This window comes from Pseudomonas parafulva (assembly GCF_002021815.1).
Classification (GTDB): domain Bacteria; phylum Pseudomonadota; class Gammaproteobacteria; order Pseudomonadales; family Pseudomonadaceae; genus Aquipseudomonas; species Aquipseudomonas parafulva_B.
Map to the genome: position 1 here is coordinate 2,050,533 of NZ_CP019952.1, position 20,821 is coordinate 2,071,353.

A 20,821-nucleotide genomic window follows, 5' to 3' on the forward strand; every position below is an offset into this window, starting at 1 on the left:
AGTCCATCATGACTGGAAGCAATTTCATTGGCGGCCAACGCAGCGCCGCTGGCAGTGTGCGCCTGCAAAGCCTCGATGCCTGCACGGGGGAGGCCCTGCCGGTCACCTTCAGCCAGGCAACCCCCGAAGAAGTGGACGCCGCAGCCCAGGCCGCCGAAGCCGCCTTCCCCGCATACAGTGCCCTGGCACCTGAGCGCCGCGCGCAGTTTCTAGACGCTATCGCCGATCAGCTCGATGCATTGGACGATACCTTCATCGCCACCGTCTGCCGAGAAACTGCCCTGCCAGCGGGGCGCATCCAGGGCGAGCGTGCCCGCACCAGCAACCAGATGCGCCAATTCGCCAAGGTGCTGCGGCGCGGCGACTTCATGGGCGCCCGCATCGATCGCGCGCAACCCCAGCGCCAGCCGCTGCCACGGCCTGACCTGCGTCAATACCGCACCGGCCTGGGCCCGGTGGCGGTGTTCGGCGCCAGCAATTTCCCCTTGGCCTTCTCCACAGCCGGTGGCGACACCGCCGCTGCGCTGGCGGCAGGGTGCCCGGTGGTGATCAAGGCGCACAGCGGGCACATGGCTACGGCCGAGTGGGTGGGTGAAGCCATCGAACGGGCCGCTGTAGCGACCGGCATGCCCGCTGGCGTGTTCAACATGATCTACGGCGCGGGGGTAGGTGAAGCCTTGGTGCGTCATCCGATGATTCAAGCCGTGGGCTTTACGGGCTCGCTCAAGGGTGGACGGGCCCTGTGCGACATGGCGGCCGCTCGCGCGCAGCCGATTCCGGTGTTTGCCGAAATGAGCAGCATCAACCCGGTGCTGGTGCTACCAGGCGCGCTGCGAGCGCGAGCCCCGCAGATTGCCAGGGAGCTGGCCAATTCGGTGGTGATGGGGTGTGGTCAGTTTTGCACCAACCCGGGGCTGGTCATCGGTATCGCTGGCGAAGCCTTCAGCGACTTCCTGGCGCAGTTAGGCGCGCACCTGGTTGATCAGCCTGGCCAGACCATGCTCAATGCCGGAACCCTGCGCAGCTATTGTGCCGGCGTGCAGCGCCTGCACCAGCACCCAGGGATACGCCACCTGGCCGGGTCCACACAGGGGGGCAACCAAGCCCAGCCCCAGCTGTTCATGGCGCAGGCGAGCCTCTTGTTGCAGGGCGATGAAGTCCTTCAGGAAGAAGTGTTCGGGCCTACCACGGTCGCCATCGAAGTGGCTGACGAAGCAGAACTGCGTCGGGCTCTTGAGGCGTTGCAGGGGCAACTGACGGCCACGCTGATTGCTGAGCCTGAAGACTTCCAGCGCTTCGCCGCGCTGGTACCGGTGTTGCAACGCAAGGCCGGGCGCTTGCTGGTCAATGGCTACCCCACTGGCGTCGAAGTGTGCGAGGCGATGGTGCACGGCGGGCCGTACCCCGCCACATCCGATGCGCGCGGTACATCCGTCGGGACCCTGGCGATCGACCGTTTTCTGCGCCCAGTCTGCTTCCAGGACTACCCCGAGGCGCTACTGCCCGACGCCCTCAAAGACGCCAACCCGCTGGGCCTGCTGCGCCTGATCGACGGCCAGCATAGCCGCGAGGCGCTTGTATGAAGGCTTGACGGTTCTGGCACCGGAGCACGTGCCGCCTGGTGAGGGTCAGGCGGCTGTCAGCGGTGGAAGTCCCAAGTGATCACTGAAGACTGCTGAGTGTCAGGCAGTGAATGAGGCTCTTGACCGATTTGGGGATCTATTGAGCGTCCAGACCTGCCTTGAGGCTTTGACGAAGCGCAGTACCTGGATGGCTAGATCCACAGATCATTAGGCGCCGTGCGCTCACCGCCCTCATGGCCAGTGTTGAGGACGCCACAGGGCTCGATCATCAGCAGCTTGGCCTCGCCCTCGGCCGCTGTTCGATGCAGCACACCCCGCGGTACCACGAACAACTCGCCGGGCGCTACATGGACGCTGCGTTGCGGCTGATCGATGCGCAGCGTGCCTTCGATTACCAGAAAGGCTTCATCGGTTTCCGGGTGCGCATGCCAGATGAATTCCCCCTCAATACGCACGACCTTGAACTGGTAGTCGTTCATCTGTGCAACAATCCTGGGGCTCCACTGACTGTCGATCATCGACGCCTTCTGGTTCAGGTTCACAGGGTGCGGCTGGATGTGCTGATTGGATTCGAACATGGTGGTTACTCCTGATTGGAGCACGCAGCCTATTGCAGCTCGGTGTCTGCAGGCTTGTACGATCCTGCACGTTGCTGGCCTGGCCGCAGGCGTTCGAGCCAGCGTAGCGGCGGCACCCCATAACTGCGGGTGAAGTGTCGGGTCATGTGGCTTTGATCATGAAAGCCTGCCGCCAGGGCTGCGTCGACCAGGGTGAAGCCATCGAGCAACAGCCGTCGCACATTGTCCAGCCGCCGGAGGGTGACGAAGCGATAGGGGCTGGTGCCGTACAAAGCCCGGAAGTCCCGGGACAGGCTCCATTGCTCACGGCCGCTGGCGCGTTCGAGCATCTCCAGGGTAATGCCCAGGTGGAGGTGCTCCAGAATGAACGCCTTGGCGCGCTCGGCGGACCGGTAATCCAGGCGCTTGCGCCCGCGTGGTTTGCCCGCGACAGCGCGCAACGCCATGGCCAGGTCGTAGACAGCGTCTTGCTCTTCCAGCCTTTCCAGAGGGTGGTCCACGCCCTGAACGAACGTTTCGCTGGCGTGGAAAAGGCGCGGGTCACTGGAGAGCCCACCGGGCACGAACGGTAGCGGCTGGCCGCCCAATGCGGCCTGAATCAGCGCAGGGTCGATGTAGGCCATGCGGTAACGGAAACCTGTCTCGGTGCCGGCCATGCCGTCGTGCAACTCATCGGGGTGCAGCACCAGCGTGTTGCCCGGCATGCCGTGGCGCAACGCGCCTTTGTAATGAAAGCTCTGAACCCCGGCCAAGGTACGGCCGATGGAGTAGGTGTCGTGCCGATGGGGATCATAGCCATGGCTACCGAACCACGCCTCGATCCGCTCGATGGCGCCAGGCTGCGTGCTGCGGATGACCCAATCGGAAACCGGGGGCATGCTGGGCGAACGTTTCATGGCACAGGCCCCGGCGGTTCACGGAAAGGAAAGACAACGCGCTATCATAGGCTCCATTCCTTCTCACCAGAACCCACCATGAACCGTCAGAAGAAAATCAAGCAACTGCTCAAGGCGCACGCCAAGAAGGCCAGCGCCAAGCTGGCGCCGCGCAGCACCAAACCCAAGTACATCAGCAAGGCCGATCGCGAGAAGCTGGCGCTGCAAACGGCCGCAGACGCCGCAGTGCAACCCGAACCCCAGGCCTGAGCCTCAGGCTTCCGACGGGGTTTGTTCCTGCTTGTAGATCTTGAAGCCGCGCGCTTGGTAATTGCCCAGCGCGGCAGGGTGATCCAGGGTGCAGGTATGCACCCATACACGCTGCGTACCGGGCCACGCCCAGGCGCAACGCACCGCCTGGCTCAACAACGGGCCGCCAAAGCCTGCGCCCAGAAACTGCGGGGCCAAGCCGAAGTAACGGATTTCGGCGTTACGCCCGTCAGGGCGATACAGTTCGTAATACCCGGCGATGGCGCCCCGGTGGTAAGCCACCCAGGTGCGGTGAGCTTCCTGCTCGACCTGCGCCTGCCACTGCGCCTCGCTCCACGCGTCCAGGTCACCCCAGGACCAGGGCGTGCCGACCAGCGCGTAGAGAAAGCGGTTGAAGGCCGGTTGTGGCACCTCGCATTCGACGATGTGCAAATCCGGGCGCTGGGGTTTTTCCACCAGTTGCTCTGGCGAGGTCATTTCTAGGTAGTACGTGGTACAGGGGGATTGCATCGTCATCTCGCATCTTCCGTTGGTCAGCTTGCCAGCATGCCTGTGGCGTAACGCCTTTGCCACCTACGCATAGGGTCACGACGGGCATGGTGCGTTGGCAAACCTTTGACAGTCGTTGGCGCAACCGCTGGCTTGATAGGGAACGCCGCCGAAAGCTTCCGATTGAACGTTTCAGCGCGCAGGTACGTCGGTATTTCTAGTCTTTTGCTATGGAGGTTTCCATGAAATATCGCGCACTCGGCAACACCGGCCTGCTGGTTTCGGAACTGGTCATTGGCACCGTACCTTTTGGCGGGCGAGGCTCGTTCGAGAAGACCGGCAGCGTCGATGTGGACCTGGCCAAGCGCATGTTCGCGGCGGCGTTCGACGCCGGGGTCAACCTGGTCGATACCGCCGACCTGTATTCACATGGGCTGGCTGAGGAAATTGTCGGCAAGGCACTGGGCGAGCGTCGCCACTCGATCATCCTGGCCAGCAAGGCGCGTAGCCCGATGAGCGACAACCCCAATGACAGCGGCGCTTCGCGCTACCATCTGATTCGCGCGTGCGAGGCCAGCTTGAAGCGCCTGGGCACCGACCATATCGACCTGTACCAGATCCACAACTGGGACGGCGTCACGCCAGTGGAGGAGACCCTGGCAGCACTGGATCACCTGGTGCAAAGCGGCAAGATTCGCTACTTCGGCACGTCCAACTACACCGCCTGGCAAATGATGAAGACCCTGGGCAGCGCGCAATTGAACGGCTGGCAACAGCCCGTTTCCCAGCAGATCTACTACACGCCCGAATCGCGCGAGGCCGAGTACGAGTTGTTGCCGATGGCGATTGACCAGGGCTTTGCTACGCTGGTCTGGGGGCCGTTGGGTGAAGGGCTGTTGACTGGCAAGGTGCGTCGTGGCCAGCAGACGCCCAAGGGCACTCGTCAGGGTAACGACTGGCCGGAACCCTATGTGCATGATCGTGAGCGCGCCTACGACATCATCGAGACCTTGATCGCGGTCGGCGAACGCCACGGTTGCTCGCCTTCACGCGTCTGCCTGGCCTGGCTCAAGGATCGCCCAGGCATTACCAGCGTGATTACCGCTGGCCGCACCCTTGATCAACTGCAAGACAATTTGCAGGCGGCAGACCTGGTGTTGACGCAAGAGGACCTGAAGCAGATCGAACAGGCCACCCGCATCGCGCCGCAGTATCCCTACTGGCACCGCATTGCCGCCGGCATGGACCGCATCGATCCGGCTGAAGCGCCGTTCATCGAGCTGTACCGAGAGACCATGAAGTAACACCTGCACCGCTTGATACCAGGTCGTCTTGCCCGCTTGGCAAGGCGATCTTGGTGGTGGTGTGAATTATTTCCTGTCTCGCCGGTCAAGTAATGAGTTCCCAACCTAGACCGAGGTGCTCATGCACGCCTTCACTGTTCGCTACTCGCTCAATGGCAATTCGACAGAACATACCTTCGAGTTGGGCCAGCCTGACCTGGCCCTGCACGAAGCGGCCTTGCACCTGATCGTGCTGCATTTCGGCGACGGCGAGAACAGCCTGGTGATGCCCGCAGCCGATGCCACGCCCGATGAAATCCTGGCGCAAGCCCAGGTGCTGGGGTTGACGGATATCGTAGTGGTCTAGGTTGCTCGCTGGTGTACGCTAGGTGGAACTGTCTTGCGCCGCCTTCGCAAGCTAGCGAGTCTCGCGTAGGAGCGGTCTTGTACCGCGATGGGCTGCGCAGCAGCCCCAGGATTTCAGCTCCGCAACTGAGATTGCCGGGGCCGCTGCGCGGCCCATCGCGGTACAAGACCGCTCCTACCCTTACATCGGCAAGCCTTCAGGGGCGGCATCAGGCAGTTCCTTCCGCAAAGTTCAGGCCTCCGCTCTCTAGGCCAATACAGAATCAAGACTGTATTTACACGGGATTTGCCGGGCGTCAAAGATAGCCCAACGTACTCACTTGCACCCTAAGTTATCCAGCAGTCAACACCTTCGCCATGACCACTGTTCGCTCATCTCCATGGCGGACTTCCCGAACCACCCCATAACCTAACTTGGTATAGAAACCTTGAGCAGTGAGTGAAGAGGGCACCTGCAACTGCAAGACCCCACTGTCCAGCGCTTCCTGCTCAATGCAGCCCATCATTTGTTCACCGATACCCCGGCGCTGATAGGTCGGGTCGACGAATACACTGCGCACCACATCCTTCTCAAGACCTGCCGTTGCGACGATCAGGCCGCCCTCCAAGGCCACCCATACAACCCGCCTGTCCAGCAATGTGGCCACCGCCTGGGGTGTGAAGGAACGCGCCACGCGCGCCAGTGTGGCGGCGTCATAGTCTGCTGCGTTGCTGTGGCGCAGGGCAGCCAGGATCACCCGGCTGATGCCTTCTGCGTCCAGGACGGTCGCCGCTCTGATCACACTTGCCATCATCCCTGTCTCTCTCGATTGCGACGGACGGGCTTCAATCCGATCGAACGCCTGCGCCGACCCTGTTCTCGAAAGCATGTAAGCCTCATCCATTCTTTCGAGGTACGCGGCAATGAACAGAGACCCCATGGCACAGGACGACGCTGACGAGGATATGCCCGTCTCACCGGACCCGTCGGTAAACCCCGACAACCCGACCATACCCGATCCGGACGATGATCCGCTCATGAACGAAGAGGAGGGTGGTGACTGGGAGGATACCGAGCAGCCGCCCATGGATGTGAATACGCCCAGAGAATAACAGGCGCTGTTTAGTTTTCAGCCATCCCTGGCCGCCTTGCCAAAGGTGCCGGCGGCAACAGCTCTGACCAGACTCATGCTATTTCAGCGCCTCAATCAGGAGAATGCGTATGCCAATCGATAACAATGGTCCTGCAGCACCCTACCCAGGCCCGGCTCAGAACACCCCGGACACTGGTGAGGGTCATGGTTCAGGCCTTGAACAGGCCCCTTCGGAACCCAAGCAAGGCGCCGGCCAGGCAGGCGGCGAGCGCCCCGAGGACTGGAATCCACCCCCCGGAAACCCCGGCTCCGACCAGGACAGCCAGGTGCCACGCGACAACGGTACCGCACGAACCCATGAAGACCCTGGCGCTGGGGATGCAGCGCTCGAGGAAGACATGAAGGACGTGCAAGCCAACAACTCTGTTTCGCAAGAACATCCGTGATACTGGCTTGAACCCGAGGCGCTGGGGCTGTCCACAGCGCCTTTGGGCAACGCTAACGGCCGCGCAGCAAGCCTGCCAGCACTACCGTCAACGCAACCGCCGTCCCCATGGCCAGCACGATGGTCGGAATGACCCCCAGCGCTTTCATCAGCCCCGACAACATCAGGTAGAACGCCAATACACCCACTGCGCCAATGGCATTGCCGCGCACCATGGCCGCCATGCCCGCGCGCCCATTCTGCACATGGGCAAACACCATCAATGGCCAGGCGATGACGGGGATCGGCGCGAGCATGCCGCTCGTCTGGGGTCCAAGCCAGGCGGCTAGGTGCGTGGTGATCATCAGCAACGCCGTTGCCGAGACCATGCGCAAGGGAATTTCCCAGTAACGATGCCGTACACGTGCCAGGGTTTCAGGCTTGGGCTCGCGCCCGCTGGCGATAATCAGCAGTACGATCAGCCCCAGCGCCACGCCTATCGACACGTACAAATGGCCCCAGTGCGTAAGCACATAGGCGACCAAGCCGTAGAAGACGATCGCCAGGCCCGCAGCAGCCCCGATGGCGAGGCTGCGTGTGGCATACAGGTAGAACGCGTAGGTAGCGAGCACGGCTGCCAGCCCCCCGAGTGCACCGGGCACGGCGTTGAGGGCAAAGTCCGTCCCTTGCTCCAGGCTCAGGAAGGTCATCACCAGCCCCGAGGTAATGGGCATGCCCGCCAGCAATCCCCCTAACAGCCCGCCCCAGCGCCTGGAAGCGAGAGAAATGGCCCACATCAGCAAAGGGGTAATGGCAAGTTTCAGGTAGAACAAGGTCATCGCGGCGCGTTCCGGCTCTCAAGACAGTGCCGACTTTACCCTGTTGAATGCCCGGGTGCTCGCCACTGATGCCTACCAGGGGATGTTGCGACCGTCCCAGCCCCAGAAGCTACCCGTAACGCTCGGTCCGAGACGCCCGATCAGTTCCACGATGCACTGCGCGGCAAACGTCGTCTCGAACAGTTTTCCCTCAGGCACATTGCCCTGGAACGGCCTTGATAGTTCTGTGTCCGTGGTACCCGGGTGCAGGGCCAGAACAGTCGCATTCGGGTTCAGGCGCTTGAGTTCGATACTGGCTGTGTGCAGCAACTGATTGAGCGCCGACTTGCTGGCCCGGTAGCTGTACCAACCCCCCAGACGGTTGTCGCTGATCGAACCCACACGCGCGGACAGTGCAGCGAAGGTTGCAGGTTGCTTGCGCAGCAGAGGCAGCAGGTGCTTGAGCAGCAGAATCGGGGCGAAGGCGTTGGTGGTGAAGCTGGCGTGCAAACTGGCAAGGTCCAACTGCGCCAGAGACTTTTCGGCCCTGGCGTTTTCCTGGTGCAGGATCCCCAAGGTACTGATGACAACGTGCAAGTGCGCACATCGCTCGCCGGCTTGCGCGGCCATGGCGGCCAGGCTGGCCTCCTCGCGCGCGTCGCAGTCCACTAGCAATATACGATTCGGATTAGCGTCGGCCAGCGCCCTCAATGCCGGATTCTGCGTGGCATGGCGCGATACAGCGATCAGCTGATCGACGTCTTCGCGCCTCGCCAGCGCGTTGCACAGCGCGAGCCCGATTCCACGGCTGGCCCCGCAGATCAGTACGCAGGCTTTATCGTCCAACCCTGATATGAGACTCATGACAAGCACACTCTGGCCATCGTTTCGGTCATGGGTAGACCGCCTTAGTCATCCGAATTTCCATCGACATGAGGTTCAGCCGTCGGTATCCGGTTCGCCACCCCAAACGGCACGTGCACCATCGGCAAATCGCCCGCAGGCGAGTGCAGGTGGCTGCGCTGGTCATCAAAGAAGACGTGGGGCTTGAGAATCGACAAGACGCGCGGTTTCTCCATGCCACCCAGAAAGAAACACTCGTCGGGCGATACGCCCCAATCTTTTAGGGTCGTCACCACCCGCTCATGGGAAGGTGCATTGCGCGCCGTCACGATGGCGATACGCAGGATGCGCTTGTAGTGGGGGTCATCTTCGAGCTTGCGGTCTTCGAGGGTGCGAATCAGCGACAGTTTGCGGTACAGGTCGGCCAGGGGCCCAGGTGTGTGGGGAACGCGCTGGTGTGCCTGCTCGTGGGCCTGGAACTCATCCAGGCTGTTGCCACGCTTGTAGACGCTTTCGGCTTCGTCGTCGGCGATCACGCCATCGAAGTCGAACGCCACGCGCAGCTCGGTATCGATTTCGTCATCGTAGATGCGGGTCGGCAGAACACGGCCTGCGGGGTAATTGGCGTCGATGGCTTTCTGTACGTCCTCTTCGTTAGCGCTTAGAAACAGCGATGCGTTGAACGCTGGTATGTACTCGTATGGAGAGCGGCCGGACATGAACGCGGCGCGGGTGATGTCCAGGCCGTAGTGGTTGATCGAGCGAAATACCCGCAGGCCTGTTTCCGGCGAATTACGCGATAGCAACACCACCTCGACGGGCAGCTGCTCCGGGAATGCCTGGTTGATACGCAAAAAACGACGGATAAACGGAAACGCCACGCCTTTGGGGAAAGGCTCATCCAGATTCTGTTCCTGGTGCCGCCGGTACGCTTCGACGCCGTCTTGGGTGTAGATGTCGTCCGAGACGGTCAGGTCGAACAGCGCACTGGAGGCAACGCCAATCACCAGTTTCTGTTCGATGGGGTAAGGCATGGGAGACTCCCTAGGGCCCCGGCAGAGGCGCAAAGTCAGAGGGGAATATAATCGTTACGCGAAACGACAGGTTTGTGCGGCCCTTCGACCAGGTGCACGTACAACCCGTCTACGCAGTCGATCGCCAGGCAGTCGTCCACGCTCAGCACGGCATCGGTATGCGGCTTGAGCCAGCCGGTTTGCATGTGTTGCTTGCCCAATGCCTTGGCATCGGCCTTGTTGCGGGCGCTGACCAGCACGTAGCGGTGCGCTTCGCCGAACACGCCGCGTTCGTAGCCGCCCAGGTTGATGAAGTACAGGCGCAGCGCACCACGTTTTGCCGGGTGGGGGTGCAACTCCACCCGCATGCCATCCACGCCGTCGACTTCCAGCCAGGCATCGATGTGCAGCCCCTGCTGGCTGCCGAACCATGCGTCGCGCAGCTGCGGGTAGGCCTGTTGCAAGCTGGGTGCCTGGGCGAACACCATGTCGTGGACCTCGATCTTGGCCCCTGGGTGGCGTCCCCCCAGCATGACGATATAAAGCATGTGGTTTCCTTGATGAACCGGTCATCGCAGGGCGTCATTTTGCAGCATCCGCAGGCGGCTTCAAGCGCAGTGCTTGGCGCCTGAGCACAAGACGGCTAGTGTGGGCGAACCTTTGACTGCGAGATAGCAAGATGCGCACTCCTTTTCTGTTCCTGGCGATGCTCTGTGCACCCCTGGTGCAAGCCGCCGAGCACTGGACCTTGAATGACCAGTTCGACCAGGCATTCACGTTGGACGACAAGACCCGCGTGGTCATGGTTGCGCGCAGCATGGCCACTGCACGGTTGGTCAACAATGCGGTCGAGCACACGCCAGAGGGCTATCTTGAAGCGCGGGGCGTGGTCTTTGTCGCAGACATCGAGAAGATGCCCAGCATGGTGGCAGCGGTGATGGTACCTGCCATGCGCTCGGCCAATTACCGGATCTTGCTGGATCGGGACGGGGAGGTGGCCAAGGGCTACGGCGGGGACCGCGAATCGGTGCAATGGCTGGAGGTTCAGGACGGCAAAGTAATGGCCGAGCAGCGGTACAGTGATTTGCCCAGTTTGAGGCAGGCGTTGGTGAAGATGGCTGGGCGGGTGGCGGGAGGGTGATACACGGGCATGAGGGTTGATGCACGACGTACAAGCGTCTGGATTGGGAGCGAGGGCACCTTTCTTACCGCACCAGGGTATTATCGCATCACGCTGAGAGCTCAGCGATATGTTGCAACGGACCGCGAAGCAATCCAGCATTCAGGCTTCCCAGCTCAAGTGTGTGACACCGCTCACCCAGACCTCGCACGGCCATTGTAGGAGCGGCCTTGTGCCGCGATGGGCCGCGCAGCGGCCCCGACGATATGAGCTGCGGAGCTGAAATCCTGGGACTGCTGCGCAGCCTATCGCGGCCGGTCCCGCGCCCCGGCAATATGTGCTGCGAAGCTGAAATGCTGGGGCCGCTGCGCGGCCCATCGCGGCACAAGGCCGCTCCCACCCGGAAATCGGCTAGCCTCCATAAACGGCGCTAGGCCGTTACTTCTGCATGATCCAGGCCTGCGCTATCTCAGCCAATACAGGACCAAGGTAGATACCGTCTTGACCCTCAAATCGCACCTGCGAGGTGAGGATCAAGACGGTATCTACACCGGTAAAGCGTAGCCTTCGAGGGATGTGCCACGATTCATCACGCGGCATAGCTAGATGTTGATGCTTCCAATTAGAGAAAGGCTGAATTAAACAATAGCCTCCCAGGCTCCTTCAACCCGCCACCATGGCAAACCCCACCCCAAACCGATTCCACGCATTGATCGTCGCGATAGCCAGCGTCAGATTCACCACCTCGGCTGGCTCGAAGTGCTCCAGCAACGCCTCATACTCCCCCTGCGGGGCGCCACAATCGGCCAGCCGGGTCAGGGTCTCAACCCAGGCCAGCGCCGCTCGCTCACGCCCCGTGAAGTAGGTCGTCTCCCGCCACACACACAACGTCTGCAGGCGCGCCTCGCGCTCGCCGGCCTTGCGCGCGTCGTTGGCATGCAGATTGAGGCAGTACGCGCAGCCATTGATCTGCGAGGCGCGTAAGCGCACCAGTTCAAGCAGATCGTGCTCAAGGCCCGTGCGGGTCAGCGCCTGCTCCAGGGCTGCCATGGCCTTGTAGGCGTCAGGGGCTTGTTTCGACCAGTCGATGCGGTGTTGCATGGCGCTCTCCAGAAACGCTTTAGGGTGGCGTCACGATACCCTCGGGCACCGATACGTCCGATAGCCAATCCGCTCATCTTCGGGGAGGCCAATCCTGCCATTCGCATCCCCACTGACAGGCATCCAATCTCTTCATTTCTGCCACTGCCACCGACTCAGGATAATGACCCGTCCCATCCAAGGAGATCGAGCCATGCCAGAAGTCCGTTTCATGCGCGAGGCCCTCGAACTGGCACGCGCCAACATCGCAGCCGGAGGCCGGCCGTTCGGTGCCGTCCTGGTGTACCAAGGCCAGGTTGTGGCGCGCGGTGTCAATGAGATACACCGCTCACAAGACCCGACCACCCATGCCGAGATGCAAGTCATCCGCCAGGCCAGCCAGGCGCTGGGGCGCGCCCGTCTTGACGGCGCCCAGGTGTATGCCAGCGGCCACCCATGCCCCATGTGCCTGGCGGCCATGCACCTGTGCGGTATCAGCCAGGCCTGGTTCGCCTATGACAACGACGAAGGCCAGCCTTACGGGCTGTCCACCGCTGACTTGTACGCGCAGATGACGCGTGCGCCCCAGCAGCAGTCATTGCCGCTGCGCGCCTTCAAGCCCGACGACGAAAGCGGGCTGTACGCTCAGTGGCAACAGGCCAACGATCAATGACAGTAGCTTGGAGAGCGATGCTGGTCGTGCTGCTGGCCTTGAACCTGCGCCCCATCCTGACCAGCATCGGCCCTTTGCTCGAGCCAATGCGCATCAGTACCGGCCTGGGTTATCAGCAAGCGGCATTGCTGACGGCGCTGCCGGTGTTGTGCATGGGAGCGGTTCCGTTACTGCACCCTTGGTCACGCCGATGGCTGAGCGAACATGCCGGCATGCTCGGTGGTTTGGCGGCCATCGCGCTGGCGTGCTTGTGGCGGTTGCAACTTCAAAGTGCCTGGGCACTGGTTGCCAGCGCCGTGCTTGCAGGCTTGGGCGTGGCGGTGGTGCAGGGCATGATGCCAGGGCTGGTCAATCGCTGGTTTCCGGGGCGCCTTGCTGGCGCAATGGGCCTGTACTCGGCTGCCTTGATGAGCGGCGGCGGGTTGGCTGCTGTGCTGGGCCCGCACCTGGCTGAGTATTCCGGGCAATGGCAACTGGGCCTGGGGGCCTGGGCCGCACCGGCGATGCTTGCCATGCTGGCATGGCTCATCCTGCGGCCACGCAACATACAGTCCCCAGTGTTCAAAGGAAACGGCGGGCACTGGTTTGGCCACCGACGGGCCTGGTTGCTGGCCGTGTACTTCGGTTTGATCAATGGCGGCTACACCAGCATGGTCGCCTGGCTGCCAGCGTTTTATCTGGAGCAGGGTGGCAGCGCACAGGGAGGCGCCGACCTGGTGGGGTTGATGACCCTATTCCAGGTACTGGGCGCATTGGGCCTGCCGCTGCTGCTCAGGCGCTGGGTGGATCGGCGCCCAGGCCTTGCGCTGGCGCTGTCGATTCAACTGGTGGGGTTCATGGGGTTACTGATGGTACCCACCGCCGTACCAGGGCTTTGGGTAGCGTTGATCGGGTTCGGGCTGGGCGCCTGTTTCAGCCAAAGCCTGACCCTGACCCTCGAACATCTTCCTACGCCAGCCGAAGCCGGCGGCCTGGCGGGTTTCGTCCAGGGTATCGGCTTCATCATCACCGGCTGTGTGCCGTACATCGTCGGGTGGCTGCGTGCGCTCGACGGTGATTTTCAAAGCGCGTGGACCGTGCTCACGGCCAGCGTGTTGACGATGCTGCTGGTGACGATAGCCTTCAGCCCGCAGAGCTACGCGAAGGCCTTAGCTCGACCCGTCCCGGTCGATAACGTCGATGCCCTCAGCTGATCCGCCGCAGCGTATCGCGCAGTCGGTCGAGTGCTGGGTCGATGTCGAGCATTTCAATGGCACCAAAGCCCATCAACAGCCCCGGACGCACTGGCGTTTCATTGAAGAACGGGGCGAGCGAGTAAATGCCCAGGTCGACCTTGCGTGCCTGTTCGACCAGGTGCTCCACGTCGAACCCCGTTTGCGCCAAGGCACTTAGATGAAACCCCGCCTCGGCGGGAATGGCCCTGAGCCAAGGGGCAAGGTCGTCGTCCAGACGCTGCAACATACGATCGCGACGCGCGCTATATACCTCATGGCAACGGCGGATGTGCCGGTTCAGATGCCCCTGTTCCACGAAGCGGGCCAGGGCCCACTGCAGCAGGGTCGGGCTGTGCCAGTCGCTCAATTGCTTGGTTACGCAACTGGCCTTGAGCACGGCTTCTGGCAAAACGGCATAACCCAGGCGCAACTCCGGGAGCAGGGTCTTGGAGAACGTGCCGACGTAAGCCACAAGGCCCTGGGTGTCCAGGCGTTGCAGCGCATCGGCCCTAGGCCCCAGATAGCGGAATTCGCAGTCGTAGTCGTCCTCGATGATCAGCGCACCCAACGCGGCTGCCCGGGCCAACAGCGCTCGCCGGCGTGTCTCGCCCATCGGCATGCCCAATGGGAACTGGTGCGAAGGCATGACATAGATCAGCCGCGTGCCCTCGGCAATCTGGTCAACGCACAAACCTTCCTCATCCACTGGCACCCCCTGCAGCTGGGCGCCCAAGGCCAGGAACAACTGCCGTGCCGGCGGATACCCCGGGTCCTCCATGGCGACCTTGCAGCCAGGCTCCACCAGCACCCTGGCGATCAGGTCCAGGGCCTGCTGGGCGCCGTTGCACACCAGGATATCGTCAGCCGTGCAGTGCACGCCCCGGGCGTAGGCGATGTGGTGGGCGATGACCTCGCGCAGTTCCGCAAGGCCCTGGGCTGGGAAATGCCGCTGTGGATGATGCTGGCTTCGCCGCACGGCGTAGTTCAGGCAGCTGCGCCACAGGTCGAACGGGAATAGCGCCTTGCTCGCCACACCGCCGATGAAGTCATAACGCACCCCCGATAGCGCGTGACGTTGGCCCGGTACGGTGGCGCGGGATTGCCAGCGCCTGAGCGACGCATCGCCGGCAAGGGTCAAGGCGCTTGGCGGCGCGCTGCGCTTGGGTGCAAGCGCATTGATGAACGTACCCCGGCCGACTACCGCGCTCAGCAGGTTGTCCTGGGTAAGGCGTGCATAGGCGTCCGCGACGGTCTTGCGCGACACTCCCAATTGCTCGGCCAGCAAGCGGCTGGGCGGCAACTGGCTGCCAGCCGCCAGGTGACCGCATTCGATGCCTGCGCGCAACTGCGCGTAGAGCTGGGCAGCCAAGCCTTTGCGGCCCTCCAGGCGAATATGCAGTTCCATGGAGCATTCCAAAGCAAGAGAGCGCTCAGGATAGCGGATTGCGTACGGCGGGGTGCCTGCTCACGCCGCAGCAAGACTGCTTAGGCCCTGGCCATGCTCACCGTGATGTAGCCTTTGCCCGAGAGAATGATGCGGATGCGGGTTTCGTCGGCAGGGGCGCTACGGCAGCGCTTGATCTGAACCCCTTCCACGACGGCGGCCTTCATGTGATGGGTGATGGCCCGGCCCCGAGCATCGAAAAACGCTTCGCTGGCGAGCAGTTCGATTCGCTCGATCAGTTGCCTGGATGGCTCGTCGGTGACGCAGAAAAACATGACGCCAGAGAGATGGGGGTCCTGGTCTGGGTTGGCCAGGTCATGGGTGAGCAGTTCGCGCAGGTGGCTGCGCAGTTCGGCAAGAAGGTGCGGGTTGGCGAGCATGCGCAGCGTCCTGTGTGGGGGCGACTGCGTCGATCATGTTTTCTGCTCTGCCATGCGACAAGTAGGACGGTTCCTAGGTTGGCTGGTGAAAAATCCCAATAAAGTAAAGGGGCGACGATGAAGCTTATCAAGGACGAAATGCACAAGGCGGCAGGGGACGCCTATCCCTCGTTCGCCCCGGCGCGCTCTTCTGCGTGCCTGAGCGCCTCTTCGACGATCTCCACCCAGTGCCGAACCGCGGTGCGCCCTGCGCCATTCAAATGCACCTGGCAGCCGATATTGGCGGTGGCTATCTCGTCCGGTTGCCCGCGTTCCAGAGCGTCCAGGCGGCTGTCGCGCAGCTGCCTGGACAACCCTGGCTGGGTCAGCGAATAGGTGCCTGCCGAGCCACAGCACAGGTGGGCATCGGTGACCGGAGTCAGGGTAAACCCCAGCCGGATCAATAGCGCTTCCACAGCGCCACCCAGTTTCAAGGCATGTTGCAGAGTGCACGGACAGTGAAACGCCAGGCGCCGTCCGGCGGGCACCGCCAGCTGCTCGACGGGCGCATCCCCCAGGACTTCCACCAAGTCACGGCACAGGCTGCTGACCCGGGCCGCCTTGGCTGCATAGGCCGGGTCAGCAGCCAACAGGTGAGCATACTCGCGCACGAACGCGGCGCAGCCGCTTGCTGGGATCACGATAGCCTCGACGCCCGCCTCAACGGCTGGCCACCAGGCATCGATGCGCCGCCGTGCGCGCTGCAAACCTTGCGCCTGGGCGTTGAGGTGGTAGTCCACTGCTCCACAGCAACCCTCGGCCGGTGCAGGGGTCACGCTGATACCGAGGCGATCGAGCAGGCGCGCCGCCGCGGCGTTGGTCGCCGGTGACAATGCCGGTTGCACACACCCCTCGAGCATCAGGACACGCCGCGGATGGCGCACCGCCGGGCGCATCAGGTCAGCCGCCTTTTGCAAATGCACCTTTTGCTGGGCCTGCGCCGGTAGCCAGGGGCGCAGGGCTTGGCCAGTTCGCAGCAGGGCCTTGAAAACGGCGGGGCGCACCATCGCAAAGCGCAGGCCGTGACGTAACAGGCGCTGGCCCAGTGGTCGTGGCACCTGCTGCTCCACGACGGCCCGGCCAATGTCCAGCAGGTCGTGGTAACGCACACCCGACGGGCAAGTGGTTTCGCAGCTGCGGCACGACAGGCATCGGTCCAGATGAGATTGAGTACTGGTAGTGGCGGGCTGGCCTTCGAGCACCTGCTTGATCAGGTAGATGCGCCCGCGCGGGCCATCGAGCTCATCGCCAAGCAGCTGGTAGGTGGGGCAGGTCGCTGTGCAGAAGCCGCAGTGTACGCACGCGCGCAGGATGCGTTCTGCCTCCTCGGCGCGCTCGAGTGTGCGTGCGCTGTCACTCAGGTTGGTCTGCATGGGCTGCCCTCAGAGGTCCGGGTACAGACGGCCAGGATTGAAGATACGCTTGGGGTCCAGTTGGGCCTTGAGGCTCCGGTGGTAGCGCATCAGCGGCTCTGACAAGGGCGGGTAGGGGGCCTGGCCTGGGGTGAGGCACAGCGCGTGGCCACCCGCCTGTTCGGCGATGCGGTGAATGACATGGGCTGGGGCGTCTGTCCGCAGCCAGCGCTGGGCGCCTGCCCAGTCCAGCCATTGGCGTCCCGGCAGGTGCAGTTCCCCTGTTGCGAGGGGCAGCGACACACGCCACAAGGGCTCGCTGCCCTGGGTGAAGAATGCCAGGCGCTGCTCACGCAGTTGCGTCCAGAACTCGCCGTCCACGTACTCGCCCCCCAGGCGCTGGCGGGCCGACGCTACCGAACCCTCGCCACCTTCCAGGCGCACGAACAATGCTTGTCCATCGTGGCAGGCACCACTGAGCGGCAGTGGTTCCGAGCTCCAGCGCGTGAGCGCGGCCAAGGCCTGGCTCCGATCCATTCCAAGGCGCAGGCTTACGCAGTGCCGCGGCACGGGCAGGACTTTAAGCGACACCTCGGTCAGCACACCCAGGCAGCCGAAACTGCCTGCCAGCAACCGTGAAAGGTCATACCCGGCCACGTTTTTCATCACTTGGCCACCGAAGCGCAGCACGCTGCCCTGGCCTGTGATTACCTGGGTGCCCAGCACGAAGTCACGGACCGATCCTGACCAGGGCCGCCTGGGCCCGGACAAGCCAGCCGCCACCATGCCGCCCAAGGTGGCACCCGGGCCCAGGTGCGGTGGCTCGCAAGCCAGCATCTGACCGTTTTCCTGCAACGCCGCCTCGATGTCGCGCAACGGCGTACCGGCGCGAGCCGTCAGCACCAGCTCCGTGGGGTCGTAACTGACGATGCCGCGATGGCCGCGTGTATCGAGCACTTGCCCGTTGACGGCATGGCCGATCATGGCCTTGCTGCCACTGCCCTGGATGCGCAAGGGCGTACCGGCATCCAGCGCCTGGCGAACCTGCTCGAGCAACGCCTGGCTTGCATCCTGGTCCGTGCCCATCAAAACCGCTCCAGCGCAGGGAAGGGCAACTGCCCATGGTGCACGTGCAGCGCACCGAATTCGGCGCAGCGGTGCAGCGTGGGAATGTTCTTGCCAGGGTTGAGCAAGCTCTGCGGGTCGAATGCAGCCTTGACGGCGTGAAACACCCGCAGCTCGTCATGGGTGAACTGGGCGCACATCTGGTTGATCTTCTCCCGGCCGACCCCATGCTCCCCGGTGATGCTCCCACCAACGGCCACGCACAGCTCCAGGATTTTTCCACCCAGGGACTCGGCCCGCTCCAGCTCCCCAGGCCGGTTGGCGTCGAACAGGATCAGCGGGTGCATATTGCCGTCACCTGCATGGAACACATTGGCCACCCGCAGCCCATGTTCGCGCGCCATTTCACTAATCCGCACCAGCACGCGGGGCAGCTCACGCCGCGGAATCGTACCGTCCATGCAGTAGTAGTCCGGGGACAAGCGGCCGACGGCAGGGAAGGCATTCTTGCGTCCTGCCCAGAACCGTGCACGCTGCGCCTCGTCACACGCCAGCCGCACCTCGCTGGCACCGGCCTGGGTGAACAGTGTGGCCACCCGTTCGCAGTCTTCGTGCACATCGGCCTCGACCCCGTCGAGTTCACACAAGAGGATGGCGGCTGCCTCCACTGGGTACCCGGCATGGATGAAGTCCTCGGCCGCCCGAATGGCCAGGTTATCCATCATTTCCAGCCCCCGGGAATGATGCCGGCGGCAATGATGTGGGCAACGGACCGCGCGGCGTCCTCGACCCGGTCGAAGCTGGCAAGCAGAACCCGTGCCACGGGTGGCTTGGGTAGCAGCCGCACGGTCACCTCGGTGACGATCCCCAGCATGCCTTCGGAGCCGGTGAACAGTGCTAGAAGGTCGAACCCAGGGCTGTCGAGCGCATCGCTACCCAGGGTCAGCCGTTCACCTTCCACGGTAAGCACTTCCAGTTTGAGGATGTTGTGCACGGTCAGACCGTACTTCAGGCAATGCACGCCGCCTGCGTTTTCAGCGACATTGCCACCGATGGTGCAGGCGATCTGCGATGAAGGGTCGGGGGCGTAGTACAACCCGTAAGGGGCGGCGGCCTGGGAAATGGCCAAGTTGCGAACGCCCGGCTGGACCCGGGCGAAGCGGCCTTGGGGGCTGACTTCGAGAATACGATTGAGCCGCGCCATCACCAGCAACACGCCTTTGGCCAAGGGCATGGCACCGCCAGACAGCCCGGTCCCGGCGCCGCGAGCCACGACCGGTACGGTGAGCCGGTGGCAAAGCTGCAGCACACGCTGCACCTGGTCTACGCGCTCGGGTAACACCACCAGCAGCGGCACCGTACGGTACGCCGCCAGGCCGTCGCATTCATACGGCTTGAGGTCTTCATCGCGGTGGAGCACCTGAAGGTCAGGCAGTGCCTCGCGCAGGGACTGAACCAAAAGCTCGCGATCAACTGTCGGCAGCGCGCCGTCGACGTGTTCGTCATACAGCATCGTCATCTCACTTGGATGCGTTGTTCTTATAGGGTCATGACGAGTGTAGCCCCAGTCTGGACTTAGGGCTTGCGGGGCGGGCTACGACCGGCGCTGGCCACAACGAGGGCCAACGCCGGCGGCAGTCATTGCTGGGCGACCAGAGGGTCGTCCTGGGAGAGGATGGCGCGAGCGAGTTCTTCATCGTTGACTTGCAGGCCGGGGTGGTCCTTGCGTGCTTGCTGCAAGGCAGCTTCCACGTAGGCACCACGAATGGCACCACCGCTGGCGACGAACGCAGACAGCTCGTCACGGGCAGGAATGATGCGTTTGTCATCCTTGAACGTTGAGTACAGCGAAGCCGAGACACCGGCCGAAGTGGCAATGTCGCGGCCGTCGACGCGGGCCATGGCAGCGCCGGCAGGCAACAGAAGCAGCAGTGCGGGTACGAGGGCAAGTTGGCGCATGTCGTGTTCTCCAATAGGTGAAGCCCAGGGGATTACCACTATTGGTGAGAGGCTACGCATGCAGGTGGAGTTCCCTCACCGAAGCGTTAGCCGATGGTCTGCTCAGGCGGGGCAGGGTTGGGCGGGTCAACGGGTCTGGCCAACATCGACGTCAGGCCCGGATTGACCGCATCGCCACCGGTGTGCTCTGCTCAGCGGCCTACCCCAACAGCCACCGAGGGCTGCACCATGTCCGAGTACACGCTGCATTGTTTCGCCGAATCCGGCAATGCCTACAAGGCTGCGCTGATGCTCGAACTGACCGGCCAGGACTGGCAGCCGGTGTTCGTGGACTTCTTCAATGGCCAGACCCGCGACCCGATGTGGCGCGACGAGGTGAACGAGCAGGGTGAGGTGCCGGTGCTGATGCATGGGGGCACCTGCTTGACCCAGTCGGCGTTGATCCTCGACTACTTGAGCGCACAAACAGGCCAGTTCGGCCCCCAGAGTGAAGAAGAGCGGCGTGAGATCTGGCGCTGGATGCTGTTCGACAACCACAAGTTCACCAGCTACTACGCGGCGCTGCGCTTTTTGTTGTGCCTGAAGAAGACGGGCGAAACCGAGGTGACGACGTTCCTGCGCGAGCGAGCCGCCGCGGCCTACCGCATCGTCGATGCGCACCTGGCCGGCACACCGTTCATGGTCGGCGCGCGGGTGACCATCGCCGACTTGTCGCTGGCCGGTTATGTGTTCATGCCCGAGGACACCGGCATGAACGTGCAGCAGTACACGCACATCGAAGCCTGGAAAGCGCGACTGCAGGCGTTGCCGGGGTGGCAGCACCCTTACGATCTGATGCCCCGCGTTGCGCCCTGAACGCAAGGCCTGACCGCCTGCGGGC

24 protein-coding genes and 1 pseudogene are annotated in these 20,821 nt (G+C 63.0%); 10 read left to right on the forward strand and 15 right to left on the reverse strand.

Annotated elements, in window-relative coordinates:
• Positions 1 to 8: 8 nt before the first annotated feature.
• Positions 9 to 1,583 carry an aldehyde dehydrogenase (NADP(+)) gene (locus tag B2J77_RS09285; RefSeq protein WP_078478472.1) on the forward strand — a complete coding sequence of 525 codons (1,575 nt, stop codon included), beginning with the start codon at positions 9 to 11 and terminating at the stop codon, positions 1,581 to 1,583.
• 191 nt (positions 1,584 to 1,774) lie between these two features.
• Here the strand turns inward: B2J77_RS09285 and B2J77_RS09290 are convergent, their stop codons facing one another.
• The gene (locus tag B2J77_RS09290) at positions 1,775 to 2,161 is read right to left on the reverse strand and encodes a cupin domain-containing protein (protein ID WP_078478473.1); all 387 of its coding nucleotides are present in this window, start codon (positions 2,159 to 2,161) and stop codon (positions 1,775 to 1,777) included.
• 29 nt (positions 2,162 to 2,190) lie between these two features.
• Positions 2,191 to 3,057 (reverse strand): AraC family transcriptional regulator, encoded by an 867-nt coding sequence (locus B2J77_RS09295; protein WP_078478474.1) that lies wholly within the window; start codon positions 3,055 to 3,057, stop codon positions 2,191 to 2,193.
• A gap of 78 nt (positions 3,058 to 3,135) precedes the next feature.
• Between B2J77_RS09295 and B2J77_RS09300 the strand changes: the two genes are divergently transcribed.
• Positions 3,136 to 3,306 (forward strand): DUF2986 domain-containing protein, encoded by a 171-nt coding sequence (locus tag B2J77_RS09300; RefSeq protein ID WP_078478475.1) that lies wholly within the window; start codon positions 3,136 to 3,138, stop codon positions 3,304 to 3,306.
• A gap of 3 nt (positions 3,307 to 3,309) precedes the next feature.
• On the opposite strand, the gene B2J77_RS09305 is transcribed toward B2J77_RS09300, so the two are convergent.
• Positions 3,310 to 3,816: a GNAT family N-acetyltransferase gene (locus tag B2J77_RS09305; RefSeq protein ID WP_058639928.1), complete on the reverse strand. Its 507-nt coding sequence runs from the start codon at positions 3,814 to 3,816 to the stop codon at positions 3,310 to 3,312.
• Between the two features lie 221 nt (positions 3,817 to 4,037).
• Between B2J77_RS09305 and B2J77_RS09310 the strand changes: the two genes are divergently transcribed.
• Together B2J77_RS09310 and B2J77_RS09315 are read left to right on the forward strand one after the other, a co-directional pair.
• Positions 4,038 to 5,099 carry an aldo/keto reductase gene (locus tag B2J77_RS09310; protein ID WP_058639925.1) on the forward strand — a complete coding sequence of 354 codons (1,062 nt, stop codon included), beginning with the start codon at positions 4,038 to 4,040 and terminating at the stop codon, positions 5,097 to 5,099.
• 121 nt (positions 5,100 to 5,220) lie between these two features.
• Complete coding sequence (locus B2J77_RS09315; protein WP_078478476.1) at positions 5,221 to 5,445, forward strand: hypothetical protein; 225 nt, start codon at positions 5,221 to 5,223, stop codon at positions 5,443 to 5,445.
• A 331-nt stretch (positions 5,446 to 5,776) separates the two neighbouring features.
• Here the strand turns inward: B2J77_RS09315 and B2J77_RS09320 are convergent, their stop codons facing one another.
• Positions 5,777 to 6,238 (reverse strand): GNAT family N-acetyltransferase, encoded by a 462-nt coding sequence (locus B2J77_RS09320; protein WP_228385176.1) that lies wholly within the window; start codon positions 6,236 to 6,238, stop codon positions 5,777 to 5,779.
• A gap of 109 nt (positions 6,239 to 6,347) precedes the next feature.
• Between B2J77_RS09320 and B2J77_RS21335 the strand changes: the two genes are divergently transcribed.
• Positions 6,348 to 6,536: a hypothetical protein gene (locus tag B2J77_RS21335; protein ID WP_138031817.1), complete on the forward strand. Its 189-nt coding sequence runs from the start codon at positions 6,348 to 6,350 to the stop codon at positions 6,534 to 6,536.
• A gap of 109 nt (positions 6,537 to 6,645) precedes the next feature.
• Positions 6,646 to 6,963 (forward strand): hypothetical protein, encoded by a 318-nt coding sequence (locus B2J77_RS09325; RefSeq protein WP_058639909.1) that lies wholly within the window; start codon positions 6,646 to 6,648, stop codon positions 6,961 to 6,963.
• 52 nt (positions 6,964 to 7,015) lie between these two features.
• Here the strand turns inward: B2J77_RS09325 and B2J77_RS09330 are convergent, their stop codons facing one another.
• The 4 genes from B2J77_RS09330 to B2J77_RS09345 all read right to left on the reverse strand — a co-directional run bounded on the left by B2J77_RS09330 (position 7,016) and on the right by B2J77_RS09345 (position 10,163).
• The gene (locus tag B2J77_RS09330) at positions 7,016 to 7,780 is read right to left on the reverse strand and encodes a hypothetical protein (protein WP_078478477.1); all 765 of its coding nucleotides are present in this window, start codon (positions 7,778 to 7,780) and stop codon (positions 7,016 to 7,018) included.
• A 72-nt stretch (positions 7,781 to 7,852) separates the two neighbouring features.
• Entirely contained in the window at positions 7,853 to 8,623 is a 771-nt protein-coding gene (locus B2J77_RS09335) for an SDR family NAD(P)-dependent oxidoreductase (protein ID WP_078478478.1), read from the reverse strand.
• A 44-nt stretch (positions 8,624 to 8,667) separates the two neighbouring features.
• Positions 8,668 to 9,636, reverse strand: a complete 969-nt coding sequence (locus tag B2J77_RS09340) for a 5'-nucleotidase (RefSeq protein ID WP_058639906.1) — start codon at positions 9,634 to 9,636, stop codon at positions 8,668 to 8,670.
• A gap of 35 nt (positions 9,637 to 9,671) precedes the next feature.
• On the reverse strand, positions 9,672 to 10,163 hold the full coding sequence (locus B2J77_RS09345; protein ID WP_078478479.1) for a DUF1543 domain-containing protein: 492 nt from the start codon (positions 10,161 to 10,163) through the stop codon (positions 9,672 to 9,674).
• Between the two features lie 131 nt (positions 10,164 to 10,294).
• Here B2J77_RS09345 and B2J77_RS09350 point away from each other — a divergent pair, with 131 nt between their 5' ends.
• Positions 10,295 to 10,756: a hypothetical protein gene (locus B2J77_RS09350; RefSeq protein WP_058603315.1), complete on the forward strand. Its 462-nt coding sequence runs from the start codon at positions 10,295 to 10,297 to the stop codon at positions 10,754 to 10,756.
• 642 nt (positions 10,757 to 11,398) lie between these two features.
• Here B2J77_RS09350 and B2J77_RS09355 read toward each other — a convergent pair.
• Positions 11,399 to 11,836 carry a carboxymuconolactone decarboxylase family protein gene (locus B2J77_RS09355; RefSeq protein ID WP_078478480.1) on the reverse strand — a complete coding sequence of 146 codons (438 nt, stop codon included), beginning with the start codon at positions 11,834 to 11,836 and terminating at the stop codon, positions 11,399 to 11,401.
• Positions 11,837 to 12,029: 193 nt separating this feature from the next.
• Here B2J77_RS09355 and B2J77_RS09360 point away from each other — a divergent pair, with 193 nt between their 5' ends.
• Both B2J77_RS09360 and B2J77_RS09365 read left to right on the forward strand, forming a co-directional pair.
• Positions 12,030 to 12,488, forward strand: a complete 459-nt coding sequence (locus B2J77_RS09360; protein WP_058603313.1) for a nucleoside deaminase — start codon at positions 12,030 to 12,032, stop codon at positions 12,486 to 12,488.
• A gap of 17 nt (positions 12,489 to 12,505) precedes the next feature.
• Positions 12,506 to 13,681 carry a CynX/NimT family MFS transporter gene (locus B2J77_RS09365; RefSeq protein WP_230379101.1) on the forward strand — a complete coding sequence of 392 codons (1,176 nt, stop codon included), beginning with the start codon at positions 12,506 to 12,508 and terminating at the stop codon, positions 13,679 to 13,681.
• On the opposite strand, the gene B2J77_RS09370 is transcribed toward B2J77_RS09365, so the two are convergent.
• From B2J77_RS09370 to B2J77_RS09395, 6 genes and pseudogenes are all read right to left on the reverse strand, one after another.
• Positions 13,674 to 15,107 (reverse strand): PLP-dependent aminotransferase family protein, encoded by a 1,434-nt coding sequence (locus tag B2J77_RS09370; protein ID WP_078478482.1) that lies wholly within the window; start codon positions 15,105 to 15,107, stop codon positions 13,674 to 13,676. The genes B2J77_RS09365 and B2J77_RS09370 overlap by 8 nt on opposite strands.
• 80 nt (positions 15,108 to 15,187) lie before the next feature.
• Positions 15,188 to 15,526, reverse strand: coding sequence for a hypothetical protein (locus B2J77_RS09375; protein WP_058603310.1), 339 nt, complete (start codon positions 15,524 to 15,526; stop codon positions 15,188 to 15,190).
• 161 nt (positions 15,527 to 15,687) lie between these two features.
• Positions 15,688 to 16,938, reverse strand: coding sequence for a glycolate oxidase subunit GlcF (gene glcF, locus B2J77_RS09380; RefSeq protein WP_078478483.1), 1,251 nt, complete (start codon positions 16,936 to 16,938; stop codon positions 15,688 to 15,690).
• Positions 16,939 to 16,947: 9 nt separating this feature from the next.
• Positions 16,948 to 18,003, reverse strand: a complete 1,056-nt coding sequence (gene glcE / locus B2J77_RS09385; RefSeq protein ID WP_078478484.1) for a glycolate oxidase subunit GlcE — start codon at positions 18,001 to 18,003, stop codon at positions 16,948 to 16,950.
• Positions 18,003 to 19,501, reverse strand: a pseudogene (glcD, locus tag B2J77_RS09390) (glycolate oxidase subunit GlcD). Before glcD ends, glcE begins: the two are co-directional and overlap by 1 nt.
• A 119-nt stretch (positions 19,502 to 19,620) precedes the next feature.
• The gene (locus B2J77_RS09395) at positions 19,621 to 19,941 is read right to left on the reverse strand and encodes a DUF2388 domain-containing protein (protein ID WP_027915726.1); all 321 of its coding nucleotides are present in this window, start codon (positions 19,939 to 19,941) and stop codon (positions 19,621 to 19,623) included.
• A 228-nt stretch (positions 19,942 to 20,169) separates the two neighbouring features.
• Between B2J77_RS09395 and B2J77_RS09400 the strand changes: the two genes are divergently transcribed.
• A complete protein-coding gene (locus tag B2J77_RS09400; protein WP_078478485.1) occupies positions 20,170 to 20,796 on the forward strand; it encodes a glutathione S-transferase family protein in 627 nt (208 codons plus the stop codon).
• The last annotated feature ends 25 nt before the right edge of the window (positions 20,797 to 20,821 follow it).

Excerpts from the sequence above, each read along its gene's own strand:
- B2J77_RS09315 (WP_078478476.1), top strand. The coding sequence starts at position 5,221 with ATGCACGCCTTCACTGTTCGCTACTCGCTCAATGGCAATTCGACAGAA.
- B2J77_RS09350 (WP_058603315.1), top strand. The coding sequence starts at position 10,295 with ATGCGCACTCCTTTTCTGTTCCTGGCGATGCTCTGTGCACCCCTGGTG.
- B2J77_RS09305 (WP_058639928.1), bottom strand. The coding sequence starts at position 3,816 with ATGCAATCCCCCTGTACCACGTACTACCTAGAAATGACCTCGCCAGAG.
- B2J77_RS09335 (WP_078478478.1), bottom strand. The coding sequence starts at position 8,623 with ATGAGTCTCATATCAGGGTTGGACGATAAAGCCTGCGTACTGATCTGC.
- B2J77_RS09290 (WP_078478473.1), bottom strand. The coding sequence starts at position 2,161 with ATGTTCGAATCCAATCAGCACATCCAGCCGCACCCTGTGAACCTGAAC.
- B2J77_RS09395 (WP_027915726.1), bottom strand. The coding sequence starts at position 19,941 with ATGCGCCAACTTGCCCTCGTACCCGCACTGCTGCTTCTGTTGCCTGCC.
- B2J77_RS09365 (WP_230379101.1), top strand. The coding sequence starts at position 12,506 with ATGCTGGTCGTGCTGCTGGCCTTGAACCTGCGCCCCATCCTGACCAGC.
- B2J77_RS09360 (WP_058603313.1), top strand. The coding sequence starts at position 12,030 with ATGCCAGAAGTCCGTTTCATGCGCGAGGCCCTCGAACTGGCACGCGCC.
- glcF (WP_078478483.1), bottom strand. The coding sequence starts at position 16,938 with ATGCAGACCAACCTGAGTGACAGCGCACGCACACTCGAGCGCGCCGAG.
- B2J77_RS09375 (WP_058603310.1), bottom strand. The coding sequence starts at position 15,526 with ATGCTCGCCAACCCGCACCTTCTTGCCGAACTGCGCAGCCACCTGCGC.
- B2J77_RS09325 (WP_058639909.1), top strand. The coding sequence starts at position 6,646 with ATGCCAATCGATAACAATGGTCCTGCAGCACCCTACCCAGGCCCGGCT.
- B2J77_RS21335 (WP_138031817.1), top strand. The coding sequence starts at position 6,348 with ATGAACAGAGACCCCATGGCACAGGACGACGCTGACGAGGATATGCCC.
- B2J77_RS09355 (WP_078478480.1), bottom strand. The coding sequence starts at position 11,836 with ATGCAACACCGCATCGACTGGTCGAAACAAGCCCCTGACGCCTACAAG.
- B2J77_RS09400 (WP_078478485.1), top strand. The coding sequence starts at position 20,170 with ATGTCCGAGTACACGCTGCATTGTTTCGCCGAATCCGGCAATGCCTAC.
- B2J77_RS09340 (WP_058639906.1), bottom strand. The coding sequence starts at position 9,636 with ATGCCTTACCCCATCGAACAGAAACTGGTGATTGGCGTTGCCTCCAGT.
- B2J77_RS09295 (WP_078478474.1), bottom strand. The coding sequence starts at position 3,057 with ATGAAACGTTCGCCCAGCATGCCCCCGGTTTCCGATTGGGTCATCCGC.
- B2J77_RS09285 (WP_078478472.1), top strand. The coding sequence starts at position 9 with ATGACTGGAAGCAATTTCATTGGCGGCCAACGCAGCGCCGCTGGCAGT.
- B2J77_RS09345 (WP_078478479.1), bottom strand. The coding sequence starts at position 10,163 with ATGCTTTATATCGTCATGCTGGGGGGACGCCACCCAGGGGCCAAGATC.
- B2J77_RS09310 (WP_058639925.1), top strand. The coding sequence starts at position 4,038 with ATGAAATATCGCGCACTCGGCAACACCGGCCTGCTGGTTTCGGAACTG.
- B2J77_RS09370 (WP_078478482.1), bottom strand. The coding sequence starts at position 15,107 with ATGGAACTGCATATTCGCCTGGAGGGCCGCAAAGGCTTGGCTGCCCAG.
- B2J77_RS09320 (WP_228385176.1), bottom strand. The coding sequence starts at position 6,238 with ATGATGGCAAGTGTGATCAGAGCGGCGACCGTCCTGGACGCAGAAGGC.
- B2J77_RS09330 (WP_078478477.1), bottom strand. The coding sequence starts at position 7,780 with ATGACCTTGTTCTACCTGAAACTTGCCATTACCCCTTTGCTGATGTGG.
- B2J77_RS09300 (WP_078478475.1), top strand. The coding sequence starts at position 3,136 with ATGAACCGTCAGAAGAAAATCAAGCAACTGCTCAAGGCGCACGCCAAG.
- glcE (WP_078478484.1), bottom strand. The coding sequence starts at position 18,003 with ATGGGCACGGACCAGGATGCAAGCCAGGCGTTGCTCGAGCAGGTTCGC.